This window comes from Ruegeria sp. CDSC054, assembly GCF_059610645.1.
In genome coordinates, this window is sequence record NZ_JBXWOA010000005.1 from 13,111 (window position 1) to 37,047 (window position 23,937).

A 23,937-nucleotide genomic window follows, 5' to 3' on the forward strand; every position below is an offset into this window, starting at 1 on the left:
GTCCTATCCTCTCAATCATTCCAGGATGTAGCCGTATGAGCTGCCAAAGTCCTGTTTGGCGACTTCAGACGCAGCACCCGAACCAACGCGTGTGGTTCGCGCCGTTCTTCCGTTCAAGAACAGGTCAAACTCGCTAGGCGGTTTGACGCGGTCTGTCGGCAGGGCCAGGGCTTCACCACGGGTGGGTGATACCAGATGGGCTGTGACGATGATAACCAGTTCAGATTGCTGACGCTGGTATTCCGCGCTGCGGAACAAAGAACCCAGTACAGGAATGTCGCCGACCCATGGGATTTGGCTGTTCAGGTCTGCGAAGTTGTCCTGAATCAACCCTGCAATCGCAAAGCTCTCTCCGTCTCGCAATTCAACTGTCGTCTTTGTTTGACGCGAGATAAAGGTAGGCACGTTGTTGCCTGCAATTGAGAAGTTGGAGTTCGGGTCAATAGTTGAGACCGATGTTCCCAACTCAAGGTTAATCAGATCACCATCCACCACGCGAGGGGTAAAGAGAACCTGCACACCGAAGTTCCGATATTCGATTGCAATGTTGCCGTCATCCGCAGGAACAGGAATCGGGACTTGGCCACCCGCCAGGAATTCAGCTTCCTGACCTGACAGGGCTGACAGGTTGGGCTCTGCAAGAGTACGGGCGAGCCCTTTGGTTTCGAGCGCCTCCAACAACAAGCGTACCTGCGTTGAACCGGCACCAAAGCCAAACAGGATGGCACCTGTATTTGTCTGCTGGAAGGGAATTCTGTCGGCGAGGGCGTTCGCCAAAGCGCCTGCACTGTTCAGGGTGTTGAAGCCGCCCGTAGCGTCACCGCCGCCAAAGCCCAACGATGCAGTCAGACTTTTCGCAACCGACCGATTCATTTCGGCAAAGCGAACTTTCAGCATAACCTGTTGAACGCCGCCAACGGACATCAGGTTCGAAACCCGCTCGGGCGCGTAACGTTCTGCAAGCTCCAGAGCACGGGCCAATTTGGCCGAGCTGGAAATCGTGCCAGAAAGAACGATGCCGTCGTTGGCAGTGCGCACTTCGATTGGCTCACCCGGTAGAATCTGCCGCAATCTCTCTTTGAATTCAGACACATCCGGCGAAACACGGACCCGAACATTGGCCAGCAGGTTGCCAGCCCCATCGAACAAAGTCAGCGTGGTCAGGCCAGGTGCCTTACCCAAAACATAGATGGTACGATCAGAAAGGGACGAAATGTCAGCGATGCCTGCGTTGGCAATGCTGAGTTCCGCAAAAGGTGTTTCGCTTTCAACGACGATTGCGCGGTTCATCGGAACGTCCAGCGTTTCCGCCGTACCGTTCTTAACCACGCGAAGTGTTTCAGCCTGGACAGCAGTGCTGGCCGAACTGATAACTAACGCCAACCCCAGAAGGGTTGCGTTGAACCAAGATTTTATTTTCATGTGACCTGCCTCTCCGATCACGCCTCGTTTTAGGTCTAATGCCTTATGTGCGGTAACACTGCGCGAATTACGATTTTATTGCAATAATCAATGGTTTCTGGAATTTTCCTTATGTGGGTAATGCGCAACATTCGAAACGAAACAAGCCGCGCTGATGGCGCGGCTTGTGGCGTTAACGTTTTGATTTCGCGCTAGTTTGTGCAGGGCGTTATTATTCCGGTATCGACGATTTCGCCGCCACGACGCGCCTTAACCGTGCAAATCTGTTTCTCGACTTTGACGGGTGCGGGCGCTGCTTCTTCGATTCCCAAGAGTTTTCTTTGGTCCACTTCAATCGCAGTCGCAATAGTCTCATCTTGTGCACCGACCAGCGCCAGTGACAACCGCCCGGTGTTCTGTGCCTGGGCGAGAGCGGCGACCTGTTCCGGGGTAATAGCGACAGTAACCGTCCTGGCAATAGTTGTGCCGGTCACGTCCGATCCTGCGGTCTGATCAATTGCGATAAGTTCGATGTTGGTCTGGATTAGACGTGTGATCTCTCCCTCGCCGCCAGTACCTCTTAGGGATCCGGTCCAGTAAACGTCGACGTTATCGCCTGGGCGTAAAAAGCCAGATACACCAGATGCAACATCTACACTGATTGCGAAGGCGCGCATGCCTTTCTCAAGACGAGACGTAAGGCCGGCCGACTCACCGGGTTGGGTAACTTTGACTTCCAAAAGGGCTTCGTCTTTTTCGATTGTACGAAGGATAAACCGCTCGCCCCTCCCATCCGTGGGAAACAAAACGGCCATATCCGAAAAAGTCCCTTCGGGAATCGCGTCCTCAGGCCACTGCACGATGCGTACATCTTCCGGCGCAAGACGCTCCCCATACTTCATGGCCCGGTTAACGACCGTGACAGGGACTGTTGGAATGGTCTTAACATTTGCGAGCGCGTTTTGAGTCGCCAATCTTTCCCGTTCAAGTTCCGCTTGGGTTTGACTGATGTAGTCCCTTGCCAAGTAGACGGCCCCACCGGCCAAAGCGACCCCAACAATCAGGACAAGTCCAAATACTAGCCGCATTCGCGTCCCCTCTTAGTTATTCGATTTAGTTAGTTCGTCAAAGATTTACGACGAAGATCAACACTGATCTAAAGGGAGATTGTGTCGAAAAGGGGGACAATATTTGAAAATTTTCGCGTCCAATAATTTTTTTTGGACATTTAAGCAATTGCGAGTTCACGAATCCGGTGCGTCGAAACGCACGGAAATTTCGTCAGCGACATCGATCCCACTCAGGGCTGCACCTGATCTGGCATCCAGGTCTCGGACTGGTTGATGAAAAACAACGAAAACACCGGCGGCAATTCCCACGATTGCGGCTGTCAAAACCACCCAGTCAACCGTCACGGCCCCGTCTTCACGTTTGCAGAATAGGATCGTTCTTTTGAACATATCGTTTCCAATGCTGGGCCATGAAAAATTACGGGGCCGAGTCAAACAACCCAGCCCCGAGAAAAATAGTCACAAAGACTAAGCGCTTAGATTAAGGCGTGGTCGGCGGAGTGACAGGGATCGATGAAGCGGTTTTGGTCGCCGCGTCGGACAGAGTCGCACCTACTTTGTTCGAAACAGCCTGAGTGCCGGTACCGATTTGGGTATAGGCGACCGATGCCAGGCCAACGATTGCTGCGGTCAGAACGACCCAGTCTACTGTTACGGCGCCGTCTTCGTCTTTGCGGAAGTTCTTGATGAACTTGATCATGTTACGTCCCTCCTAAAGGATCTAAAAAAGTCTATTAAACCTCGGCGTCTATCAGAGCTTCCTCTCTCAGTCCGCTCCCGATCGTCTCGGTATGGCACTATGATTGACCGCTATGCGTGGCAGGAATTGGGCCAAACACCATTTTTTTTTGATGAAGTTTAACTTTTTGGTAGTTATTTTGGTAAGTAATTGAAAAAAAACAATAAAAAACTTCACTACGCAAAGGTTGTCTAGACGGCCAGATGCAAATTTGCGGCAAATGAGGCGAATTTGCCCCATTTCACGTTGTTTTTCTGGCTTTACGGGCAGATTCGAGGTTCAAATCAACCAAAAGAAAAACATGAGGCAGGCAAATGAATCTCCGGCTCGCAATGACTTGCGCTGGTTTGACGGCGTTGATGCTGTCTGGCCCTGTGCCAGTCGTGGCAAACGAGGTTGAACCAAGAGGTGTCTACAAACGGATCAAGGCCCCCAAGCCCGGCACACGACCGCGCGTCACGGTTCAGATCACGCCCGATGAGCATGCGAAGATCCCGTCTGCCCCTAGTACGGGGGTAGAATTGGTCGAACCTGAAATCATCGCGCGCACGCGTGTCGTACCGCCAACTCTTCCCGGTGCGAGCAAAAAACCGGTTGGTTCGTACAAGGCTTTCTGGGAAAGGGTGTCGCCGTCCTTGGCCGAGGCCGGGTCCGGACGACTGCACGATGCCATGAATGCGCTGGCTGCGATCAATGTCGCGGCACCCCGTTTGCAGACCCTGCAAAACATCGCCCAACAGCGCCGCGTGGATATTCTGCGCTCGACCGTTGGAACAAATGTCTCACCGGCATTGGTTCTGGCGGTCATTTCCGTTGAGTCCGCTGGGCGCACTGACGCTGTAAGCTCGGCCGGGGCACAGGGGTTGATGCAATTGATGCCTGCAACCGCCAAACGGTTTGGAGTTCAGGACAGTACCCAGCCGTCGCAAAACATCGCGGGCGGTGTGAAGTACCTGAACTGGCTGATGGAAGAATTCGGTAACGACCCGATCCTCGTCCTTGCAGGGTATAACGCTGGGGAAGGGGCCGTACGTAAGCACGAGGGCGTCCCACCTTACGCAGAGACCCGTGATTACGTACCCAAGGTTCTTGCAGCGTTTCAGGTGGCGCGGGCGTTGTGTTCGACACCGCCTCAGCTGATAACGGATGGGTGTGTATTCCAAACGTTGAACTGAAAATGGCCCACCCGAAACGGTGGGCCTTTTCATTGGTGTGAATTAGTTGACGATGTTGGCTTCGGTCGCGGCGCGGATTTCGTCTTCGGTCACGCCTTCGGCAATCTCGATGATCTTCAGGCCGCCATCAACCACGTCCAGAACGCCAAGGTTGGTGATAATGCGATTCACCACCTTCTTGCCGGTCAGGGGCAGGGTGCACTTCTTCAGCAGCTTGGACTTGCCGTGCTTGTTGGTGTGATCCATCACGACGATCACGCGACGAACACCTGCAACCAGGTCCATCGCGCCGCCCATGCCTTTAACCAGCACGCCCGGAATCATCCAGTTGGCCAGATCGCCTTCTTCATCGACCTCCATCGCGCCCAGAACGGCGGCCGCGATCTTACCGCCGCGGATCATGGCAAACGATGTGGCACTGTCGAAATAGGCGGTGCGGGACAGCTCCGTGATCGTCTGCTTGCCAGCGTTGATCAGATCCGGGTCTTCTTCGCCTTCAAAGGGGAAGGGGCCCATACCCAGCATTCCGTTCTCGGATTGCAGGGTGATGTCCTTGTCGCCCACGTAGTTTGCCACCAGCGTCGGAATACCGATGCCGAGGTTTACATACATGCCGTCTTCCAGCTCTTGCGCCGCACGTGCGGCCATTTGATTACGATCCCAGGGCATTATGCTTCCTCCTTCTTACGGGTGGTGCGTTGTTCGATGCGCTTTTCGTGCTGACCCTGAATGATGCGATGCACGTAGATGCCGGGCAGGTGGATCATATCGGGGTCCAGCGAACCACGCGGCACGATTTCCTCGACCTCGGCGATGCAGATTTTGCCACAGGTCGCAGCAGGTACGTTAAAGTTGCGCGCGGTCTTGCGGAAGATCAGGTTGCCGGTGTCATCGGCCTTCCAGGCTTTGACAATGGCCAGATCGGCAAAGATGCCTTCTTCCAAGATGTAAGTCTCGCCATTGAAGTCTTTGTGCTCTTTACCATCGGCGATCACGGTGCCCACACCGGTCTTGGTATAGAACCCGGGGATGCCTGCGCCACCGGCGCGCATACGCTCGGCCAGGGTTCCTTGCGGGTTGAATTCCAGCTCCAGTTCTCCGGCCAGATATTGGCGCATGAACTCGGCGTTTTCACCGACGTAAGAGCTGATCATCTTTTTGACCTGCTTGGTCTGCAACAGGATGCCGATGCCGAAATCGTCAACGCCGGCGTTGTTGGAGGCAAACGTCAGATCTTGAGCGCCCGAGTTCTTGATGGCCTCAAGCAGCAATTCGGGAATACCGCACAGGCCGAAACCGCCCGCCGCGATCATCATGCCGTCCGAAATCACTCCATCAAGCGCTTCGGTGGCATTGGCATAGACTTTCTTCATGGAAAACTCCCCCAATGACATGGTGATGGCGCAGGTTGTGCCGCCACGTCACGGGGAAGTCAATGAAACCAAGGGGTGGGTGGTATTTCTACCTAACCCCCTGTCAGGTGGCGGCCTTTTTGGTTGTTTTTTTGGCCGCAGCTTTCTTCTTGGGGGCCGCTTTTTTCTTGGTGCCCTTTTTGGCTGCGCGTTCGTTGACCAGTTCGATGGCCATTTCCTGTGTCACGTCCTCGGGCTTGATGTCTTTGGGAATGGTCGCGTTGACCTTTTCCCATTTCACGTATGGCCCATAGCGCCCATCCAGCACCTGCATCGCGCCGCCATCGGGATGCTCGCCCAATTCCTTCAACGCTTTGGCCGCTGCGCGGCGGCCCCGTCCGGGGTTGGCGCGCTTTTCAGCCAGCAACTCGACCGCTCGGTTCATGCCGATCTCGAACACGTCATTGGGGTCTTTGAGATTGGCGTAGACCGGTTTGGCCTCATCGGCCAACTGATGCATCAGATAGGGACCAAACCGCCCAAAATTCGAGCTGATCATGCCGCCCTCGGGGTGTTCGCCAATCTGGTGGGGCAGGGACAAAAGCGTCAGCGCCTTGTCCAGATCCATGTCATCCTTGCTCCACCCACGCGGCAGTGAGGCGCGCGGTGGTTTCTTGTTCTCGGGCGTCGGTTCGCCGCGCTGAACATAGGGGCCAAAGCGGCCGGATTTCAGCCAGATATCATCCCCTGCATCTTCGCCCAGAAGACGTTCCTCGCCTTCAGCGCCTTCGCCGGCGATGGGGCGGGTATAGGTGCATTCAGGATAGTTTCCACACCCAACGAACCCGCCGGTGCGCGACGTCTTCAGGTGCAACTGACCCTGTCCGCATTTCGGGCAGATACGCGGGTCCGAGCCGTCTTCACGCGGCGGATAAAGTTGCGGCGCCAGGGCTTCGTCGAGTTTGTCCAGAACCTCGGAGATCCGCAATTCGGACGTTTCGCCAATAGCAGCCGAGAAATCGCGCCAGAACTTGCTCAGCAACTCCTTGTAGTCACGCCCACCGGCGCTGACGTCGTCCAATTGTTCTTCCAGATTGGCGGTGAACTCATACCCCACATACTGCCGGAAGAAGTTCAGCAGGAAGATCGTAACGATCCGGCCCTTCTCCTCTGGGATCAGCCGGTTCTTGTCTTTGCGCACATATTCCCGGTCCTGAATCGTGGTCACGATCGAGGCATAGGTCGACGGTCGCCCGATCCCCAGCTCTTCCATCCGCTTGACCAGCGTAGCCTCGGTGTAGCGCGGCGGCGGTTGAGTGTGGTGCTGCAGGGCCAGTACAGATTCGTTCTCGGATAGAATGGCCTCTTTCGCGGCCTTTTCAGTGCCCTCGCTGGTTGCTTTGGTGAACTGATCGCGCAGGGATGTTTTGGCAAACCGAGCTGGATCGCCCTGCATGATTTGCGGCAGGCGCTTTTCATCATCATCGGCCACGTCGTCGCGGCCTTCTTCATAAACGCGCATGAACCCGTCGAACAGAACAACCTGACCGGTGGCGCGCAGGCCGATCTGGCCGTCATCGCTGCCAATCTCAACCGTAGTGCGCTCCAGTCGCGCAGCAGCCATCTGGCAGGCAATGGTACGCTTCCAGATCAGGTCATACAGCTTGCGCTGATCTTCATCTGTGACCTTCAGGGCCTTGGTATCGCGGGACATATCCGTCGGGCGGATACATTCGTGCGCTTCCTGGGCGTTTTTGGCCTTGTTTTTATAGATACGCGGGCTGTCCGGCACGTATTCTGCACCGTAACGGTCTGTGATGGTATCGCGGGTGGCCGCCACGGCCTCAGGCGCCATGTCGATGCCGTCGGTCCGCATATATGTGATGTAGCCCGCCTCGTAGAGGCGTTGAGCAACCTGCATCGCGTGACGCGCGCCCATTCCGAACTTGCGGCTTGCTTCCTGCTGCAAGGTAGAGGTCATGAAGGGCGCGCTGGGGTTGCGCGCGGCAGGCTTGGCTTCGACCGAAGAAACACTCAGCGCGCGGCTGGTAATGGCCTGCACCGCTAATTCAGCCTGGGTGGCGTTGGCCAAATCATGTTTGTCCAGTTTCTTACCGGCCAGTGTGACCAGGCGTGCCTCATAAGTCTGGCCGCGCGGTGTTTCGAACACTGCCTTCACAGACCAATATTCGACTGGCTTGAACGCCTCGATCTCCATCTCGCGCTCGACGATTAGGCGCAGACAGACTGACTGAACGCGACCGGCGGACTTCGCGCCGGGCAGCTTGCGCCACAGGACCGGCGACAGGTTGAAACCCACCAGATAGTCCAGCGCGCGGCGGGCCAGATAGGCCTCGACCAGCGGCATGTCGACCTGGCGCGGGTTCTGCATCGCCTCGGTCACGGCGTCCTTTGTGATCGCGTTGAAGGTCACGCGGCTGACGGGAGTGTCTTTCTTGATCGAGCGGCGCTTGGTCAGGGCTTCTTGCAGGTGCCAGCTGATAGCCTCACCCTCACGATCAGGGTCAGTCGCGAGAATCAGAGCGTTGTCTTCCTTCAGCGCATCGGCGATGGCTTTGACATGTTTGCGGCTGTCGTTACCGACCTCCCATTTCATCTCAAATTCATGCTCGGTATCGACGGATCCGTCCTTGGGCGGCAGGTCCCGGACATGGCCATATGAGGCCAGCACCGTGTAGTCGGGGCCAAGATATTTGTTGATTGTTTTGGCCTTGGCAGGGGATTCTACAACAACTACAGGCATTTAAGGGAAAACCTCGCTCGACGGAATTGGCGCCTTCTATGATCGTGCAAGATGTGGAGGGCAAGGGCGAATTGTCAATGCGTTCCTTTGAACACAGGAATTATGTTGTTATTTCAATCACGTAGCCTGTGCACAAAAAGGGCTTGGGCAGGAACCGCTCGTCAGAGTTGGTATTTATGCAGACAATGACAGAAGTCCGCCGGGCTGCCGCTGGATCTGTCCTTCGAGTTCCAGATCAATCAGAGCCGGTCCTATTTCTCCGGCTGTTGCAGCAATGTCGCGGATCAACTGATCTTCGGCAATCGGGGAGGGGCCTAACAGTGACAAGATCGCACTATGCAACGCGGCACCTGTGATTGCTGGTTCATCAACTGCGATGGGTGGGGCGGGGGCCTCAACCTGAGGCGCTGTTACCTGTTTCGGAAGCGCTTCAATGATGTCTTCCGCGGTTCGCACCAATATCGCGCCGTCCCGGATCAACATGTTGCACCCCGCGGCCCGCGCATCGAAGGGGTGGCCGGGCACGGCCAGAACCTCGCGCCCTTGGTCCAAGGCATCCCGCGCCGTAATCAGGCTGCCGGACTTTGCTGCCGCTTCAACGACGACAACCGCTTGTGCCAGACCTGAGATAATTCTGTTTCTGCGCGGGAAATGGCGCGCCTGCGGCGTGACGCCCATAGGCTGTTCGGACACGCGCAACCCGGTTTCAGTTATCTTTTCTGCCAGTGCTGTGTTTTCGGCAGGATAGACAACATCCACGCCGCCCGCCATCACCGCGACAGTACCCGTTTCAAGCGCGGCCATGTGGGTCGCGGTATCTATCCCGCGTGCCAGGCCGGACACAACGACATAGCCTTGCTTGCCGAGATCTGTGGCAAGCCCCCGCGCCATCCGCGCCCCCAAGGACGAACAATTCCGCGCGCCGACCAGTGCAAGCGACCGACGCTGCAGCAGAGAGCTATCTCCAATCGCCCAAAGCATTGGCGGGGCGTCGGATAGATGGTTCAAGGCATCTGGATAATCGGCGGAGCCAAGGCACAAAAGGTGCGCGTTCGCGGCTTTTGCGGCCTTGAGTTCCGCCTCAATCACGCCGGGGGGGCAGGTTTCATACCCTTTAATTCCGGCAGCGCGTGCCATTTCCGGCAGCGCGGCCAGCGCGTTCTGCGCCGAGCCATGTTCCCGCAGCAACCGACGAAACGTCACCGGACCAACCTTGCGAGAGCGCAACAGACGAAGCCAGGAAAACCGATCCTCTTCCGTGGTGGGTGGGAGTGTGGGGTGATAGGAAGAATGCTGCTCTTCGGTCATCCGATGCTCCGCCTGATTGCAGAACTGGTTTACGATTGCCGGGGTTAACAGCTTGTGAATCTCTTCAAATTATTCGGATAATTTTCGGCGTTTATTATTGAGAGCTTTCTAGCGCGTTGAAATATAATAAATAAAAATCACTTTCCTCGACACGGTCGCCTGACAGGATGTTAATGCGCAGACGGACAGAAAGCACAGTGTTAACTCTGCGCTCTCGATTGCCCGCCGAGCGATTCCCGGTTACGCAGCCGATCCGCCGACCGTCAGGCCATCCATTAGAACGGTTGGCTGGCCCACGCCGACCGGCACCCACTGGCCGTCTTTGCCACAGGTCCCCATGCCCGGATCCAACGCCATGTCGTTGCCCAGTCCCCGAATGCGTTTAAGGGCCGATGGGCCGTCGCCGATCAGGGTTGCGCCTTTGACGGGCGCCCCGATTTTACCATTTTCAACGCGGTACGCCTCGGTGCACGAGAACACGAATTTGCCATTGGTGATATCCACCTGACCGCCGCCGAAACCAACGGCCCAGAGTCCGTCCTTTATGTCCGCAACCAAAGAGGCCGGATCGGCGTTTCCGCCCAGCATCACGGTATTCGTCATCCGCGGCATGGGTTTGTGTGCATAGCTTTGCCGCCGGCCGTTTCCGGTGGGGGCGACGCCCATCAGGCGCGCGTTCTGGCGATCCTGCATATAGCCGGTCAGGACGCCATCTTCGATCAGAACCGTGCGCGAACTGGGTGTGCCTTCGTCATCCAAGGATATCGAGCCGCGACGATCCGGGATCGTGCCATCATCGACGACGGTCACGCCTTTGGATGCGATCTGCTGCCCCATCAAACCGGCAAAAGCGGAACTTCCCTTGCGGTTGAAATCCCCCTCCAACCCGTGTCCGATTGCTTCGTGCAGCAGGATGCCCGGCCAACCTGGGCCAAGCGCGACCTCCATCACGCCGGCAGGGGCAGGGATCGCGTCAAGATTGACCAAGGCGATCCTCAACGCTTCTCGCGCTTTGTCCTGCCAATCCGACGGATCGATCAGGCCGTCGAGCCCGACGCGCCCGCCACCCCCGGCCGAGCCGCTTTCGCGACGGCCGTTCTGTTCGACGATGACAGAGATATTGAGGCGGGTCATTGGCCGCACGTCTCGCATCAGTACGCCGTCCGGGCGCAAAATCTCGACCTCTTGCACGGCTGCGGCGATTGTCGCACTGACCTGCACGACGCGGGGATCCATGTCACGGGCATAGGCGTCGATCTCGCGCAGCGTTTCGATCTTGACCGGGAAATCAGCGGATTCAATCGGGTCTTCGTCCGTATAAAGGCGGGTATTGGTGGGACGGGGACCGTCGGCGAGCGTGCCGCCGCCGTCGCCAACCGCCAGGCGCGCGGTCTCGGCTGCCCGCTTCAGCGCCGGAATTGAGACGTCGGTGGAATGCGCATACCCGGCAACCTCGCCCTGTACGGCCCGCAGGCCAAACCCCTCGGATGCGTCATAAGATGCTGTCTTCAAGCGCCCGTCATCAAAGACCAAAGCCTCGGATTTCCGCCGCTCGACAAACAGCTCTCCGTCTTCCGCCCCAGCGGTGGCAGATTGCAAAACCGCAAGCGCCTCGTCCTGCGGAACAGCGCTGTCAAATGGGCGAAACGGGTCGTTGGACATCTGTTGGGACCTTCCGAGTTTGATCCAGATCAAAAATAGCGTCTGTTTGACGCAAGCATTTTGCTTTATCTACCCGACGGAATATGGTTTTTAACGCGGCCAAAGACAACGGGAGAGGTGCGACTGATTCACACCTTTTCGCCAGAGAAGCAAAGATCAGACGATCAGGACAGAAAATGAAGAATGCTTTGATGCTTTCGGGGTTGATGACAGCCCTCTCCAGCCTTCCCGCAATGGCTCAGGAGCTTGAGATTATTGGTAAGCCGGTTGATGGCGGCCTTGGGTTCCAGCCCGCGGCGACCAGCCTGGCCTCGGGGATTCAGCGGCTGGATGATATGATTCTGGTGATCATCACCGCGATCTGCCTGTTTGTTGCGGGTCTGCTGATCTACTGCATCATTCGCTACAATTCGCGCAACAACCCTGAACCGGCGCGATTCTCGCACTACACCCCGGTTGAGATTGCCTGGACCCTTGGCCCGATCCTGATTCTGGTCTTCATCGGTGCCTTCTCGCTACCAGTTCTGTTCAATCAGCAGGAAATCCCCGAAGGCGACATCACCATCAAAGTCGTTGGGAACCAGTGGTACTGGACCTACGAATACGTTGATCACGATTTCGCCTTTGACAGCTATCTGCTGGGCCACCCGGCCACATTGGACGAAGGCGCACGCCCGGCCGATGCGGACGTGACCCCGTTTGTTCTGAACGACGCGATGCGTGCCAAGCTGGCGGATGCGGGCTACAGCGATGACGAATGGCTGCTGGCTACCGATACCGCCGTTGTGGTCCCGGTTGGCAAGATCATTGTGATGCAGGTTACCGCATCAGACGTGATCCATTCGTGGACCATCCCGTCCTTCGGTGTAAAACAGGACGGTGTTCCTGGACGTCTGGCCGAACTGTGGTTCGAGGCCGAAAAGGAAGGCATCTATTTCGGTCAGTGTTCCGAACTGTGCGGCAAGGACCACGCTTACATGCCGATCACCGTCAAAGTGGTCAGCGAAGAGGCGTATGAGCAGTGGCTGCAAGGCGCACTGGAAGAGTATGCAGGTCAGCCCGCAGCCTATCAGGTTGCATCCAAGTGATGACCCGCGCGGGCTGAAAACTCGCGCCAAAGGTAATGCAGGCTGCGCGGTATCCGCGCGGCTTTCGCCCCAGAAGGACCGGAAATGAGCGACGCAAGCATCAATGCCAGCACAGTAAGCGCCCAATCCCACGCGGATGAGGCCAGCTTTGGCGATTTCTTTGCCTTGCTGAAGCCGCGCGTGATGTCGCTGGTCGTGTTCACCGCTTTGGTCGGCCTTCTTGCGGCACCGGTCCCTGTTCATCCATTCGTGGGCTTCTGCGCCATCCTGTTCATCGCCATTGGCGGCGGCGCATCCGGTGCTTTGAACATGTGGTGGGACGCAGATATCGACCGCGTGATGAAGCGGACCAAAGGCCGCCCGATCCCGTCTGGCAAGGTCCAGGAGGGTGAGGCGATGGCAATCGGGCTGGCCCTGTCGGGGCTGTCCGTTATTATGCTGGGTCTGGCAACCAACTGGTTTGCTGGCGCTTTCCTAGCTTTCACGATCTTTTTCTACGTTGTCGTCTATACGATGTGGCTGAAACGCTCGACGCCGCAGAACATCGTGATCGGCGGCGCGGCAGGGGCATTTCCGCCGGTCATCGGCTGGGTAGCCGCAACGGGGTCTATGTCCATCGAGCCGTGGCTGATGTTTGCCCTGACCTTCATGTGGACCCCACCGCATTTCTGGGCGCTGGCGCTGTTCATGCGCTCGGATTACGACGATGCGGGTGTTCCGATGCTGACCGTCACACATGGTCGTCGCGCGACGCGCTGGCACATTCTGGTATATACCGGGCTGCTGGCCATGCTGGCTGTTGGAACCGCATTCTCGGGCATTGGAGGTCCGATCTACCTGACTGTCGCGGTGGTGTTGAACGCGCTGTTCCTGCGCGGTGCCTGGCAGATTTCGCGCCGCAACGAGGATGATTCCGAGGCCGACAATTTCAAGGTCGAACGCGCGTTCTTCAAGCTGTCGTTGCTGTACCTGTTCCTGCATTTCGGTGCTATCTTGGTCGAAGCACTGCTGAAACCCTATGGGCTGGGAGGTTGGTCATGAGCCTGCGCAAGAGCCACGAACTTCACCAACGCCGGTTCAGCCGTAACCTTGGGGTCGGCCTGACGCTGGCCGCCTTTATCGTGATCATATTTGGTCTGACGGTCGTAAAGGTTTCAGGAACAGATTTCAGCTTGGCGACGCAAGAGGTACAGAACTGATGGCTCTGTCAGGGCCGCAGAAAACTGTTGCGCAGACAGTTGGCGTGGTTGTCCTAATGGGCAGTCTGGCGTGGGCATCAGTCCCGTTTTACGATTGGTTCTGCCGCGTCACCGGTTTTGGTGGCACCACCGGTGTGGCCGCGACTGCGCCCGAGGATATTCTGGATCGCAAGGTTACCATCCGCTTTGACGCTTCGAAGGCGAAAGACATGGCATGGGAATTCAAGCCAGTCGTGCGCGAGATGGAAGTGCGTATCGGCGAAACCGGACTGGCCTTCTATGAAGCTTACAACCCGACCGACCGCCCCATCGCGGGACAGGCGTCCTATAACGTGACTCCGTATTCAGCCGGCGGGTATTTCCAGAAAATTGCCTGTTTCTGCTTTGAAGAGCAGGTGCTGCAACCCGGTGAACGTGTTGAGATGCCGGTCACCTTTTTCGTCGACCCTGAAATGGTCGAGGATCTTGAAGCTAAGTATGTTCATACGATCACACTGTCGTATACATTCTACGAAATTGACCTGCCCGAGGGCGTTGCCGCCCTTGAGACGCAGGCTGATATAACAACGAACTAACGCCTGTAGGTGAGGGACGCTGATGGCACACGCAAAAAACCATGATTATCACATTCTGGCCCCGTCGATCTGGCCTCTGATCGGCGCGATCGGCGGCTTTGTGATGCTGTTCGGAGCCGTCCTGTGGATGCACGGGGTTACCTCGTGGATGTTCTGGGCCGGTCTGGTGGCCGTTCTTTACACCATGTTCGCATGGTGGTCCGAGGTTGTGGTCGAAAGCCGCCAGGGCGATCACACACCGGTTGTCCGCATCGGCCTGCGCTATGGCTTCATCCTGTTCGTTATGTCCGAGGTGATGTTCTTCTTTGCCTGGTTCTGGTCGTTCTTCAAACATCGCATGTACCCAATGTACGACTATGCCGGCACCGAGTACATCCAGCCGGACATTCACGCGGTTGACCCGTTCCACCTGCCGCTGATCAATACTCTGGTCCTGCTGCTGTCGGGCTGCGCAATCACCTGGGCGCACCACGCGCTGGTGCACGGCAATGATCGAAAGGCGCTGGTGCAGGGGTTGGCCATCGGTATCGCTCTGGGCGTCGCATTCACAGGTCTGCAGGCCTTTGAATACTATGAGCTGCTGGCGCATGAAGGCTGGAAATTCGGCGGTGATCAGTTCTATTCGAACTTCTTCATGGCAACCGGCTTTCACGGTTTCCACGTTCTTATCGGTACCATCTTCCTGTCAGTGTGCTTAATCCGGGCGCTCAAGGGTGACTTCACGCCTGAGAAACACGTCGGGTTTGAGGCGGCTGCCTGGTACTGGCACTTCGTCGACGTTGTCTGGCTGTTCCTGTTCTTCGCAGTATACATCTGGGGCCAAGCGCCGCTGATGTAACGCCAGACGGGCGAACAAATTGCAAAAGCCGCCCTTTCGGGGCGGCTTTTTCTCTGTTCCGGGCGCAAAAATTGCGCCCCATACAATTGGGCGGTTGCAAATCGCACGGCTCGCCCCTTAACAAGACGCCGGTTCCTGCAATGAGGTTTTGCTCCACCATGCGCCGCACTCTGTTCCTTCTGATCTTCGGCCTCGCCGGTCTGGGCGTGCTGCTGTCGCTGGGTGTGTGGCAGGTTCAGCGTTTGGTTTGGAAAGAAACTCTTCTGGCGGAGATCGGAGCCATGATTGATGGCGACATCACATCGCTCCCTGCAAACCCAACGCGAGGAGAAGACCTGTATCTGACGGTCGCTGTGACTGGTGAAATGCTCCTGGACGAAGTTCACGTTCTAGTCTCGGTCAAGCAAGTCGGGGCTGGGTACCGGATCATACAGCCTTTTGTCACCGAAGGTCGAACGATTATGGTGGATCGTGGCTTTGTTCCGACGACTGCCAAGGAAGCCGAACGTCTGAACGGCCCGATGGAGATAACCGGAAACCTGCATTGGCCGGATGAGATCGACAGTTACACGCCTGAACCTGACCTCAATGCAAACATCTGGTTTGCCCGTGATGTGCCCCATCTGGCAGCGGCTCTGGGTGCGGAACCCGTTCTGCTGATCGCCCGCTCGCAAACCGATCCCGGAATAACGCCTTTGCCCGTCAGCACGACGGGCATCCCGAACGATCACTTGCAATATGCAATAACATGGTTTGGCCTGGCTTTGGTCTGGGCCGCGATGACCGGATATTTTCTGTGGCGCAGCCGCGCCCCTTCTGAGAGTGACGTGACATGAAATACATCTCGACCCGCGGGCAGGCGCCCGAACTGACGTTTGAAGAGGCGATGCTGACCGGGCTGGCCCGTGATGGTGGCCTGTACCTGCCTGCTGAAATCCCGGTGATGACGCAGGATGAGATCGCAGCACTGGCCGGACTGCCCTTTGAGGAAATCGCGTTCCGGGTGATGTGGCCCTATGTCAGCGGATCTTTCGGTGAGAGTGAGTTCAAAGAGATCATCGGCCGCGCCTACGAAGGCTTTGGCCATGATGCCCGCGCGCCATTGAAGCAGTTGAACGAGAACCACTTCCTGTTGGAGCTGTTCCACGGGCCGACATTGGCCTTCAAAGACTTCGCCATGCAGCTGATCGGTCAGCTGTTCCAGGTGGCGCTGAAACGCCGTGGTGACCGTGTAACCATCGTTGGCGCGACCAGTGGCGACACCGGTTCGGCTGCGATTGAAGCGTTCCGGGGGCTCGACGCCGTGGACGTGTTCATCCTGTTCCCGCATGGCCGAGTTTCGGAAGTGCAGCGTCGGCAGATGACGACACCTGCGGACCGCAACGTGCATGCGTTGGCCGTGGACGGCGATTTTGACGATTGTCAGGCCGCGCTAAAGGACATGTTCAACGATTTCGACTTCCGCGACGGCGTGAAGCTGGCTGGCGTGAATTCGATCAACTTTGCCCGTGTTCTGGCGCAAATCGTCTACTACTTCTCCGCTGCTGTCAGCCTCGGCGCGCCACATCGCAAAGTCAGTTTTACGGTGCCGACCGGCAATTTCGGTGACATCTTCGCGGGCTACCTTGCAAAGCGTATGGGCCTGCCAATTGACCGTCTGGTTGTCGCCACCAACCAAAACGACATCCTGCATCGTTGCCTGTCGGGCGAGGGGTACTTCAAGGGCGACACCATCCCCTCGATCAGCCCGTCGATGGATATTCAGGTCAGCTCAAATTTTGAACGCGCGCTGTACTATGCGTATGGCGAAGATGGCGGCGCTGTCGCGCAGTTGATGGATGAATTGAAGACCGGCGGCTTTAACGTCAGCCAGGGCGCAATGGAAGCGCTGCGCGAAAGCTTTGACTCGGGCCGTGTATCTGAGGATGAGACCCTGGCGACAATCAAGTCCACTCTGACCCACAGTGCGGAACTGGTTTGCCCGCATACCGCCGTGGGCATCAAAGTTGCAGAAGCACATCGCGCGGCCGACGTTCCGATGATCACACTGGCCACCGCGCACCCCGCAAAATTTCCGGCAGCGGTCGAGAAGGCAAGCGGCACGCATCCGCCTCTTCCATCCCGCATGTCTGATCTATATGAACGTCCGGAACGGGTGACCCGCATCGCCAACGATCTGGGTGCCCTCGAGGATCATATCAAAAGGCATATCGCTGAGTGACTGTCAGACAAGACCAACTGAAGAACGGATTTCGTATCGTCAGTGAACAAATGCCGGGGCTGCAATCTGCGGCCATCGGCATTTGGGTAACCGCCGGCGGGCGGCACGAACGAATCGAACAGAACGGCATCGCCCATTTCCTTGAGCACATGGCGTTCAAGGGAACTGAGCGTCGTTCGGCATTGCAAATCGCCGAGGCGATCGAGGATGTCGGCGGATACATCAACGCCTACACATCGCGCGAAGTGACGGCCTACTATGCCCGTGTTCTGAAAGACGACGTGGCGCTGGCGATGGATGTGATCGGCGACATCGTTCTGAACCCGGTTTTCGACCCGCGCGAGATTGAGGTCGAGCGCGGCGTGATCCTGCAGGAGATTGGTCAGGCCTGTGACACGCCGGACGACGTGATCTTTGACTGGTTGCAGGAGCAGAGCTATCATGATCAACCTCTGGGCCGGACCATTCTGGGTCCGACCGAACGGGTCAGCGCGTTTTCACGAGAGGACCTGTCAGGGTTTGTCGCCGAGCATTACGGCCCGGAACAGATGATCCTGTCGGCGGCTGGTGCGGTCGACCACGACGCGCTGATGAAAGCGGCGGAAGAGATGTTTGGTCACCTGCAACCATGCAAGGGCCTGATCCCAGAAACCGCCCGCTTTACCGGTGGAGAGGCGCGGCAGGAGAAAGAGCTGGAGCAGGCCCATTTTGCGCTTGCGCTGGAAAGTCCCGGCTATCGGGATGACGCGATCTATACCGCGCAGATCTATTCTACTGCTTTAGGCGGCGGAATGTCTTCGCGCCTGTTCCAGGAGGTGCGCGAAACGCGCGGGCTTTGCTACACCATCTTCGCTCAGACCGGAGCATATGCGGATACCGGCAGCACGACGATCTATGCTGGTACGTCGGCAGACCAAGTTGGTGAACTGGCAACCATCACCATCGACGAGATGAAACGCGCCGCCGAAGACATGAGCGCGGAAGAGGTTGCGCGTGCCCGTGCCCAAATGAAGGCCGGGATGTTGATGGGGCTGGAAAGCCCGTCGAACCGGGCCGAACGTCTGGCGCGCCTCGTTCAGATATGGGACCAAGTTCCCTCGCTAGAAGATACGGTTGCTAAGATCGATGCCGTAAGCACCCAAGATGTTCGTGTATTCGCCGAACAAATGGCCGTGCAGGCACGGGCAGCGCTGGCGCTTTATGGCCCGGTCTCGGGCGCACCTACGCTGGCCGAATTGCAGGAGAGGCGTGCGGCGTGATGCTGTTGGGCAGACGCAAGCTGAAACTCGAAACCGAGCGCCTTAGCTTGCGCCCGCCGGTGCATTCCGACTTTAACGACTGGGCGGCGCTGAGGCGCGCGTCGCAGCAATACCTGACCCCGTGGGAGCCGGTCTGGGCCAAGGATCATCTGAGCCGGAAGTCCTTTACGAACCGCGTCTACTGGGCCCAGCGGTCCGTGGCCGGAGGAACTGCGATCCCACTGTTTCTGTTCCGGCGCACTGACGATGTACTTCTGGGGGCCATCACGCTGGACAATGTCCGTCGCGGCCCGGCGCAGGCAGGAACCTTGGGATATTGGACGGGCCAGTCTTTTGCCCGTCAGGGTTACATGCGCGAGGCCATTGGTGCGATCGTTCATCACGCCTTTACCCGACTGGACCTGAGTAGGATAGAGGCTGCCTGCCTGCCCGAGAACAAACCATCACGTGGGTTGCTGGAAAGTTCGGGGTTCAAATACGAGGGCGTGGCGCAGTCGTACCTACAGATCAACGGGCGTTGGCGGACGCATGTGCTGTATGCCAGCTTGCGCTCGGACCGGCGTGGGAAGACGGACGCGGGGTAGGTCTATGGCGCGGGCAAAACAGCCAGTGATCTGGATCAGCGATGCAATGGTGGGCACTGCGGCGTTGAAAGGATTTCATTCTGATCGTTGGGATAATGATCTGAAGTTCACAGCGGACGCAAACACCCGAAATGTCCTAGGAGAGCCGCTTACAGCGGATTTCTTCCCTTCGGAGGTATTTGCCGATTACAAAGACAAAAAAGAGAAGAAGCAACCAGACTTCTTTATGGCTGCGGGTGCATGGACCGTGTCCGCCGCGTGTGCGACAGTTCTGCGCCAGTTTGATCTCGGGGAAGGCAATCTCTACCCGGTCAAACTTTTTCAGCATGATCGTACCACGCTGGTTGAAGGCGAGTATTTTTGTTTGAACTTCGGTGCGCAAAAGGCAGCCGTGCTGACAGATCAATCTCCGCGTATAGACAAACCATATGAAAACCATGACATTTGGGAGCCGCCGGGAGCAATGCAAGACAAGGATATTGCGGTCAGCGCTTCGGCCCTGGATGGTCCTGACATCTGGATAGACACACAAATGCGCCACGCGTTTTTTGTGAGTGATCCGTTGGCACAAGCGTTACGTGTGGCGAAAGTCTCACGTCCCTTCAATCTGCGGAAGTGCATCGTTCTCTGAACTGCTCCTACAAAATGCCAATTCCGTGATTTCACTCACGCGATATCTGCAGGCGTGACTTACCTGTGTTCTGCGCTACACTCCAAACATGCGCTGGGTTGTTGCGGTATTGATGGTGATCTCGGGTGGGGTTTCGGCACAGGAACGGCGGCCGAGCCATTGCATTGCCATCGCAGATGCCGCACCGGGGATTGAGTATATTCACAAAGCAGCCTGGCAGGACCCGGTGCCGGAGTTCTCGGTTCGGATTAGCTTTATTGCTCACGCGTCCTTTCTGATTCAGACGCAGGGCGGGTTGAACGCGGTGACGGATTTCACCGGTTTCATCGGCAGCGCGGATCTGATCCCGGACGTGGTGACGATGAATCATGCCCACGGCACCCATTGGACCGCCCACCCGGACCCAGCCATTCCGAATGTGTTGCCGGGGTGGGGCGAGTTCGGGCAGGGGATCGAACACTATCTTGATTTGGGAGAGATGCTGATTCGCAATGTCTCGACCGATATCCGATCCTCTTATGGCGGTGTGGAAGAGCGCGGAAACTCTATCTTTGTTTTTGAGGTTGAAGGGTTGTGCATTGGTCATCTGGGTCACCTGCACCACGTGCCGTCAGATGAACAATTTGCCGCATTGGGCCGTTTGGATGTTGTGATGGCTGCTGTGGATGGCGGTACGACGATGCCGTTGCCGGAAATGATCACGGTTTTGAAGCGACTGAAAAGTTCGATCATCATTCCGATGCATTGGTTTTCAAGCTTTTCACTGGACCGGTTTCTGGTCGATATCCGCGAAGATTTTCCGGTTCAACGCAAAGGGGAGTCTGAGATCACAGTGTCCCTGCGCACGTTGCCCGACCGCCCGACAGTTGTGGTGCTTGAGCCGCAATACCTCATTGAACTGGAATAGGGCTTGTGGGCGCACGGCTGCTTGGGCAAGGAAAGGGTATGAAACTGAACCCTGCCGATGATACTTTTGCCCAGTCGATCCGCGCGGCGATCGGTGACGATGTTCTGCACCCCGTCGAGGCCCGATATCTGGAAGAGCCGCGCCGAAGGTTTGCGGGCCATGTGGGCGTTCTGGCCCTGCCGAGGTCGGTAGAACAGGTTTCGACGCTCGTTCAGTTGGCCTCGGACGCGTCGGTTCCTATCGTGCCTTATGGCGGCGGGACCGGGCTGGTCGGCGGGCAGGTGATGGCTGACGGTCCGGCCCCGTTGCTTATTTCACTGGAGCGGTTGTCTGCCATCCGGGCGGTCTATCCGACCGAGAACATTCTAATCGCCGAGGCCGGTGCCATTCTTGCCGATGTTCAGGCCGCCGCGGAACAGGTGGATCGGCTGTTCCCCCTTGCGTTGGCTGCACAGGGATCGTGCCGGATCGGCGGCAATCTTGCGACGAATGCGGGCGGGGTTAATGTCCTGCGCTACGGCAATGCGCGAGATTTGTGCTTGGGGCTTGAGGCCGTCTTGCCGAACGGTGAGATCTGGCATGGTCTGAGCCGTTTGCGTAAGGATAATACCGGGTACGATCTGCGCAACCTCCTGATCGGAGCGGAAGGTACGCTGGGGATCATCACAGCCGCGTCGTTGAAGCTGTCCCCACGGCCGGCTGAAACTGGCACTGCGATGTTCCGCGTGGCCTCGCCTGAGGCTGCCATTGATTTGCTGGCGCTGGCACGTGATCAGGTGGGCGAGGGGGTCAGCACCTTTGAGCTGATCCATAAGCAAGGCCTGCAGTTCCTGTCCGAGGTTTTGCCCGATATCCGTCAGCCCTTTGACGACCAGCCCGAATGGATGGTGCTGGTGGAGTTGGGACTTTCCGGCGGCGTGTCAGCGTCAGAAGCGCTGATGGCGGTGTTCGAGGCTGCAGAAGCGCGCGGGCTAGTAGATGATGCGGTCATAGCTCAAAGCGAAGCGCAACGAATGGAACTTTGGGCGGTGCGTGAGCAGATCCCTGAGGCCAACCGATTGATCGGTTCGGTCTCAAGCCATGATATCTCGGTCCCGATTTCGGATATCCCCGCGTTTATCCGGCGTGGGTCCGAGGTGGTCAATGCGTTGGGGACATTCCGTATCAATTGCTTTGGACATTTGGGCGACGGCAATCTGCACTACAACGTGTTTCCGCCGCAGGGGCACAACCGCGCGGAATATGATACCCAGCGGTATAGTGTAAAGCGCGCGGTGCATGATCTGGTGCATGAATTCGGTGGGTCGGTTAGCGCTGAGCACGGCATAGGCCGTTTGAAAACGGATGATTTGGAGAATTATGGCGATCCGGTAAAACTGTCTGCAATGCGTGCGATCAAAGCTGCCCTTGACCCAAAGGGGATCATGAATCCAGGCGCCGTACTAAAGGTGTAGGCGCGACCCACTTCGCGTGGGCCGCGCGCTGATATTACGATTCAGGCAGAATAACCTTATCAATCACGTGGATGACGCCGTTCGACGTTTCGATATCGGCCTGCACAACGTTGGCGTCGTTGACCATCACGCCGTTGTCCAGATCAATCTTGACTTCTCCGCCCTGTACGGTTGCAGCTGTCATGTTATCGGACAGATCGCCTGACATCACTTTTCCCGGCACCACGTGATAGGTCAGGATGGCGACCAGCTGATCCTTGTTCTCGGGTTGCAGAAGGGTCTCGACTGTGCCCTCGGGCAAGGCTGCAAAGGCGTCATCGGTCGGAGCAAACACGGTGAAAGGGCCTTCACCTTTCAGGGTATCTACAAGTTCTGCGGCCTGAACGGCGGCGACGAGTGTTTCAAAGCTGCCTGCGCCGCTTGCGGTGTCGACAATATCCTTGGAGTGACCATCAGCATAAGCGGCCGTTCCTACGAAAAAGCTTGCGACACCGGCAATTGCGAGTTTGCGAAACATGGTTTGATATCCCTTGTTGGAATGCCCTTGGTGGCATCAACCGGGATACGGGGCGTCATCGAAGGAAGATCACTGAATATGTCGATAAGTTCGGGTTGGTCCAATGAAAAACCGCGCTAAGCCAGCGGGTTTCAGGTTTCAACTCACGATTTTGTGAATGTGCGGGCTGTCAAAGGCCTTCGAATTCGCACAAGACTTGGACATCCATTCCCATGTCTTCCAATGCCTTGCGCCCGCCCAATTCGGGCAAGTCGATAATGAACGAGCATGAGACGATCTCGCCCCCCAACCGTTCGATCAGTTTGATGCCTGCGGCAGCGGTGCCTCCTGTTGCCAGCAGATCATCGACCACGAGGATTTTTTCGCCCGGCTGGATGGCGTCGTCGTGGATTTCGACAATCGCCTCGCCGTATTCCAACTTGTAATCTTGGCTGATCGTAGTTCCCGGCAGCTTGCCCTTTTTGCGGATGGGCACGAAACCGACGCTGAGCTGGTGCGCGATCGCGCCGCCAAGGATAAAGCCGCGCGCCTCAAGGCCAACGACTTTGTCGATGCGCTCACCGGCATAGGGGTGTAGCATCTGATCAATCGCCATGCGGAAACCGCGCGGATCCGCGAACAGGGTCGTTACGTCCCGGAACATGATCCCCTCATGTGGGAAATCCACGATGGTCCGAATGTAATCTTTGACCGACTTGTTTCTGGACATGGCCCACCTCTCTGGCGTCAAAACACGCTGGGCTGTTTGGCCCATTGGTGTGAGTCATGCAAGGAAAGATTGCCGCCCCCTACTTGGGGCGTTTCGACTGGCCGTTGTCGCGGTTCAGTGTATCGGGCATCCACGTCAGGTAAGGATTGTGCCACTTGCACTGATCTTTCAAAAATCGCCTGAGCGACATGAAGGTTCATTGCCACAACCTTCTTTTGTTGTTAGGTGCTCGTGAATTACAAATTCTATGCGAAGTATATACAAAGACTATCTTGTATGTCTGGGGTTTTGATGGAAATGGGACGCGTGGGAACGAAAGACGGCAAGGTTTCAACCAAGAAAAACAGTCAGTTGGTCCTGCGGCTGGACAAGGATGAACGGGACGAGTTTGTTCAGCTATGCAAAGAGCTGGACACGTCGGCCGCGCGAGAAATCCGGCGGTTCATTCGCGGGTTCATGAAGGAACACGCTGAGGGCTGAGCCC

At 57.0% G+C, this 23,937-nt stretch carries 25 protein-coding genes; 14 read left to right on the forward strand and 11 right to left on the reverse strand.

Features of this window, described 5'->3' with window-relative positions; genetic code table 11:
- Nucleotides 1-15: 15 nt before the first annotated feature.
- The 4 genes from AC2FGC_RS11700 to AC2FGC_RS11715 all read right to left on the reverse strand — a co-directional run bounded on the left by AC2FGC_RS11700 (nucleotide 16) and on the right by AC2FGC_RS11715 (nucleotide 3,171).
- Complete coding sequence (locus tag AC2FGC_RS11700; RefSeq protein WP_496725983.1) at nucleotides 16-1,422, reverse strand: type II and III secretion system protein family protein; 1,407 nt, start codon at nucleotides 1,420-1,422, stop codon at nucleotides 16-18.
- 191 nt (nucleotides 1,423-1,613) lie between these two features.
- Nucleotides 1,614-2,489, reverse strand: coding sequence for a Flp pilus assembly protein CpaB (gene cpaB, locus AC2FGC_RS11705; RefSeq protein ID WP_496725984.1), 876 nt, complete (start codon nucleotides 2,487-2,489; stop codon nucleotides 1,614-1,616).
- Nucleotides 2,490-2,645: 156 nt separating this feature from the next.
- Entirely contained in the window at nucleotides 2,646-2,861 is a 216-nt protein-coding gene (locus AC2FGC_RS11710; protein ID WP_496725985.1) for a hypothetical protein, read from the reverse strand.
- A gap of 91 nt (nucleotides 2,862-2,952) precedes the next feature.
- The gene (locus AC2FGC_RS11715; RefSeq protein ID WP_496725986.1) at nucleotides 2,953-3,171 is read right to left on the reverse strand and encodes a Flp family type IVb pilin; all 219 of its coding nucleotides are present in this window, start codon (nucleotides 3,169-3,171) and stop codon (nucleotides 2,953-2,955) included.
- 353 nt (nucleotides 3,172-3,524) lie between these two features.
- Between AC2FGC_RS11715 and AC2FGC_RS11720 the strand changes: the two genes are divergently transcribed.
- Entirely contained in the window at nucleotides 3,525-4,385 is an 861-nt protein-coding gene (locus AC2FGC_RS11720) for a lytic transglycosylase domain-containing protein (RefSeq protein ID WP_496725987.1), read from the forward strand.
- Between the two features lie 42 nt (nucleotides 4,386-4,427).
- On the opposite strand, the gene AC2FGC_RS11725 is transcribed toward AC2FGC_RS11720, so the two are convergent.
- From AC2FGC_RS11725 to tldD, 5 genes are all read right to left on the reverse strand, one after another.
- A complete protein-coding gene (locus tag AC2FGC_RS11725; protein ID WP_058276937.1) occupies nucleotides 4,428-5,054 on the reverse strand; it encodes a CoA transferase subunit B in 627 nt (208 codons plus the stop codon).
- Nucleotides 5,054-5,758, reverse strand: coding sequence for a CoA transferase subunit A (locus AC2FGC_RS11730; protein ID WP_108861806.1), 705 nt, complete (start codon nucleotides 5,756-5,758; stop codon nucleotides 5,054-5,056). Before AC2FGC_RS11730 ends, AC2FGC_RS11725 begins: the two co-directional genes overlap by 1 nt.
- Nucleotides 5,759-5,861: 103 nt before the next feature.
- Complete coding sequence (gene topA, locus AC2FGC_RS11735; protein WP_496782394.1) at nucleotides 5,862-8,501, reverse strand: type I DNA topoisomerase; 2,640 nt, start codon at nucleotides 8,499-8,501, stop codon at nucleotides 5,862-5,864.
- 174 nt (nucleotides 8,502-8,675) lie between these two features.
- Complete coding sequence (gene dprA / locus AC2FGC_RS11740) at nucleotides 8,676-9,809, reverse strand: DNA-processing protein DprA (protein ID WP_496725989.1); 1,134 nt, start codon at nucleotides 9,807-9,809, stop codon at nucleotides 8,676-8,678.
- A 240-nt stretch (nucleotides 9,810-10,049) separates the two neighbouring features.
- Nucleotides 10,050-11,471 (reverse strand): metalloprotease TldD, encoded by a 1,422-nt coding sequence (gene tldD / locus AC2FGC_RS11745; RefSeq protein WP_496782396.1) that lies wholly within the window; start codon nucleotides 11,469-11,471, stop codon nucleotides 10,050-10,052.
- A 176-nt stretch (nucleotides 11,472-11,647) separates the two neighbouring features.
- Here tldD and coxB point away from each other — a divergent pair, with 176 nt between their 5' ends.
- The 12 genes from coxB to AC2FGC_RS11805 all read left to right on the forward strand — a co-directional run bounded on the left by coxB (nucleotide 11,648) and on the right by AC2FGC_RS11805 (nucleotide 22,227).
- Nucleotides 11,648-12,559 (forward strand): cytochrome c oxidase subunit II, encoded by a 912-nt coding sequence (coxB, locus tag AC2FGC_RS11750; RefSeq protein ID WP_109313444.1) that lies wholly within the window; start codon nucleotides 11,648-11,650, stop codon nucleotides 12,557-12,559.
- A gap of 84 nt (nucleotides 12,560-12,643) precedes the next feature.
- On the forward strand, nucleotides 12,644-13,600 hold the full coding sequence (gene cyoE, locus AC2FGC_RS11755) for a heme o synthase (protein WP_058272269.1): 957 nt from the start codon (nucleotides 12,644-12,646) through the stop codon (nucleotides 13,598-13,600).
- Nucleotides 13,597-13,758, forward strand: a complete 162-nt coding sequence (locus AC2FGC_RS11760) for a cytochrome c oxidase system small membrane protein (protein WP_170561014.1) — start codon at nucleotides 13,597-13,599, stop codon at nucleotides 13,756-13,758. Before cyoE ends, AC2FGC_RS11760 begins: the two co-directional genes overlap by 4 nt.
- Nucleotides 13,758-14,333, forward strand: coding sequence for a cytochrome c oxidase assembly protein (locus AC2FGC_RS11765; protein ID WP_496725991.1), 576 nt, complete (start codon nucleotides 13,758-13,760; stop codon nucleotides 14,331-14,333). The genes AC2FGC_RS11760 and AC2FGC_RS11765 overlap by 1 nt, the downstream gene beginning before the upstream one ends.
- 22 nt (nucleotides 14,334-14,355) lie before the next feature.
- Nucleotides 14,356-15,171, forward strand: a complete 816-nt coding sequence (locus AC2FGC_RS11770; RefSeq protein ID WP_058272267.1) for a cytochrome c oxidase subunit 3 — start codon at nucleotides 14,356-14,358, stop codon at nucleotides 15,169-15,171.
- A 158-nt stretch (nucleotides 15,172-15,329) separates the two neighbouring features.
- A complete protein-coding gene (locus tag AC2FGC_RS11775) occupies nucleotides 15,330-16,007 on the forward strand; it encodes an SURF1 family protein (RefSeq protein WP_496725992.1) in 678 nt (225 codons plus the stop codon).
- The gene (gene thrC, locus AC2FGC_RS11780) at nucleotides 16,004-17,392 is read left to right on the forward strand and encodes a threonine synthase (RefSeq protein ID WP_496725993.1); all 1,389 of its coding nucleotides are present in this window, start codon (nucleotides 16,004-16,006) and stop codon (nucleotides 17,390-17,392) included. Before AC2FGC_RS11775 ends, thrC begins: the two co-directional genes overlap by 4 nt.
- Complete coding sequence (locus AC2FGC_RS11785) at nucleotides 17,389-18,651, forward strand: M16 family metallopeptidase (RefSeq protein WP_496725994.1); 1,263 nt, start codon at nucleotides 17,389-17,391, stop codon at nucleotides 18,649-18,651. The genes thrC and AC2FGC_RS11785 overlap by 4 nt, the downstream gene beginning before the upstream one ends.
- Nucleotides 18,651-19,235 carry a GNAT family N-acetyltransferase gene (locus AC2FGC_RS11790; protein ID WP_496725995.1) on the forward strand — a complete coding sequence of 195 codons (585 nt, stop codon included), beginning with the start codon at nucleotides 18,651-18,653 and terminating at the stop codon, nucleotides 19,233-19,235. Before AC2FGC_RS11785 ends, AC2FGC_RS11790 begins: the two co-directional genes overlap by 1 nt.
- Before the next feature lie 25 nt (nucleotides 19,236-19,260).
- Nucleotides 19,261-19,866, forward strand: a complete 606-nt coding sequence (locus AC2FGC_RS11795; RefSeq protein ID WP_496725996.1) for a hypothetical protein — start codon at nucleotides 19,261-19,263, stop codon at nucleotides 19,864-19,866.
- Nucleotides 19,867-19,954: 88 nt separating this feature from the next.
- On the forward strand, nucleotides 19,955-20,773 hold the full coding sequence (locus AC2FGC_RS11800; protein ID WP_496782398.1) for an MBL fold metallo-hydrolase: 819 nt from the start codon (nucleotides 19,955-19,957) through the stop codon (nucleotides 20,771-20,773).
- A gap of 38 nt (nucleotides 20,774-20,811) precedes the next feature.
- The gene (locus tag AC2FGC_RS11805; protein ID WP_496725998.1) at nucleotides 20,812-22,227 is read left to right on the forward strand and encodes an FAD-binding oxidoreductase; all 1,416 of its coding nucleotides are present in this window, start codon (nucleotides 20,812-20,814) and stop codon (nucleotides 22,225-22,227) included.
- Nucleotides 22,228-22,261: 34 nt separating this feature from the next.
- Here AC2FGC_RS11805 and AC2FGC_RS11810 read toward each other — a convergent pair whose 3' ends face one another.
- Nucleotides 22,262-22,744 (reverse strand): fasciclin domain-containing protein, encoded by a 483-nt coding sequence (locus tag AC2FGC_RS11810; protein ID WP_496725999.1) that lies wholly within the window; start codon nucleotides 22,742-22,744, stop codon nucleotides 22,262-22,264.
- Nucleotides 22,745-22,913: 169 nt separating this feature from the next.
- The gene (locus tag AC2FGC_RS11815; RefSeq protein ID WP_109313474.1) at nucleotides 22,914-23,453 is read right to left on the reverse strand and encodes an adenine phosphoribosyltransferase; all 540 of its coding nucleotides are present in this window, start codon (nucleotides 23,451-23,453) and stop codon (nucleotides 22,914-22,916) included.
- Nucleotides 23,454-23,729: 276 nt separating this feature from the next.
- Between AC2FGC_RS11815 and AC2FGC_RS11820 the strand changes: the two genes are divergently transcribed.
- Entirely contained in the window at nucleotides 23,730-23,933 is a 204-nt protein-coding gene (locus tag AC2FGC_RS11820) for a hypothetical protein (RefSeq protein WP_496726000.1), read from the forward strand.
- Nucleotides 23,934-23,937 lie beyond the last annotated feature (4 nt).

Coding starts and splice junctions, on each gene's coding strand:
- AC2FGC_RS11700 (WP_496725983.1), bottom strand. CDS start 1,422: ATGAAAATAAAATCTTGGTTCAACGCAACCCTTCTGGGGTTGGCGTTA.
- cpaB (WP_496725984.1), bottom strand. CDS start 2,489: ATGCGGCTAGTATTTGGACTTGTCCTGATTGTTGGGGTCGCTTTGGCC.
- AC2FGC_RS11710 (WP_496725985.1), bottom strand. CDS start 2,861: ATGTTCAAAAGAACGATCCTATTCTGCAAACGTGAAGACGGGGCCGTG.
- AC2FGC_RS11715 (WP_496725986.1), bottom strand. CDS start 3,171: ATGATCAAGTTCATCAAGAACTTCCGCAAAGACGAAGACGGCGCCGTA.
- AC2FGC_RS11720 (WP_496725987.1), top strand. CDS start 3,525: ATGAATCTCCGGCTCGCAATGACTTGCGCTGGTTTGACGGCGTTGATG.
- AC2FGC_RS11725 (WP_058276937.1), bottom strand. CDS start 5,054: ATGCCCTGGGATCGTAATCAAATGGCCGCACGTGCGGCGCAAGAGCTG.
- AC2FGC_RS11730 (WP_108861806.1), bottom strand. CDS start 5,758: ATGAAGAAAGTCTATGCCAATGCCACCGAAGCGCTTGATGGAGTGATT.
- topA (WP_496782394.1), bottom strand. CDS start 8,501: ATGCCTGTAGTTGTTGTAGAATCCCCTGCCAAGGCCAAAACAATCAAC.
- dprA (WP_496725989.1), bottom strand. CDS start 9,809: ATGACCGAAGAGCAGCATTCTTCCTATCACCCCACACTCCCACCCACC.
- tldD (WP_496782396.1), bottom strand. CDS start 11,471: ATGTCCAACGACCCGTTTCGCCCATTTGACAGCGCTGTTCCGCAGGAC.
- coxB (WP_109313444.1), top strand. CDS start 11,648: ATGAAGAATGCTTTGATGCTTTCGGGGTTGATGACAGCCCTCTCCAGC.
- cyoE (WP_058272269.1), top strand. CDS start 12,644: ATGAGCGACGCAAGCATCAATGCCAGCACAGTAAGCGCCCAATCCCAC.
- AC2FGC_RS11760 (WP_170561014.1), top strand. CDS start 13,597: ATGAGCCTGCGCAAGAGCCACGAACTTCACCAACGCCGGTTCAGCCGT.
- AC2FGC_RS11765 (WP_496725991.1), top strand. CDS start 13,758: ATGGCTCTGTCAGGGCCGCAGAAAACTGTTGCGCAGACAGTTGGCGTG.
- AC2FGC_RS11770 (WP_058272267.1), top strand. CDS start 14,356: ATGGCACACGCAAAAAACCATGATTATCACATTCTGGCCCCGTCGATC.
- AC2FGC_RS11775 (WP_496725992.1), top strand. CDS start 15,330: ATGCGCCGCACTCTGTTCCTTCTGATCTTCGGCCTCGCCGGTCTGGGC.
- thrC (WP_496725993.1), top strand. CDS start 16,004: ATGAAATACATCTCGACCCGCGGGCAGGCGCCCGAACTGACGTTTGAA.
- AC2FGC_RS11790 (WP_496725995.1), top strand. CDS start 18,651: ATGCTGTTGGGCAGACGCAAGCTGAAACTCGAAACCGAGCGCCTTAGC.
- AC2FGC_RS11800 (WP_496782398.1), top strand. CDS start 19,955: ATGCGCTGGGTTGTTGCGGTATTGATGGTGATCTCGGGTGGGGTTTCG.
- AC2FGC_RS11805 (WP_496725998.1), top strand. CDS start 20,812: ATGAAACTGAACCCTGCCGATGATACTTTTGCCCAGTCGATCCGCGCG.
- AC2FGC_RS11810 (WP_496725999.1), bottom strand. CDS start 22,744: ATGTTTCGCAAACTCGCAATTGCCGGTGTCGCAAGCTTTTTCGTAGGA.
- AC2FGC_RS11815 (WP_109313474.1), bottom strand. CDS start 23,453: ATGTCCAGAAACAAGTCGGTCAAAGATTACATTCGGACCATCGTGGAT.
- AC2FGC_RS11820 (WP_496726000.1), top strand. CDS start 23,730: ATGTCTGGGGTTTTGATGGAAATGGGACGCGTGGGAACGAAAGACGGC.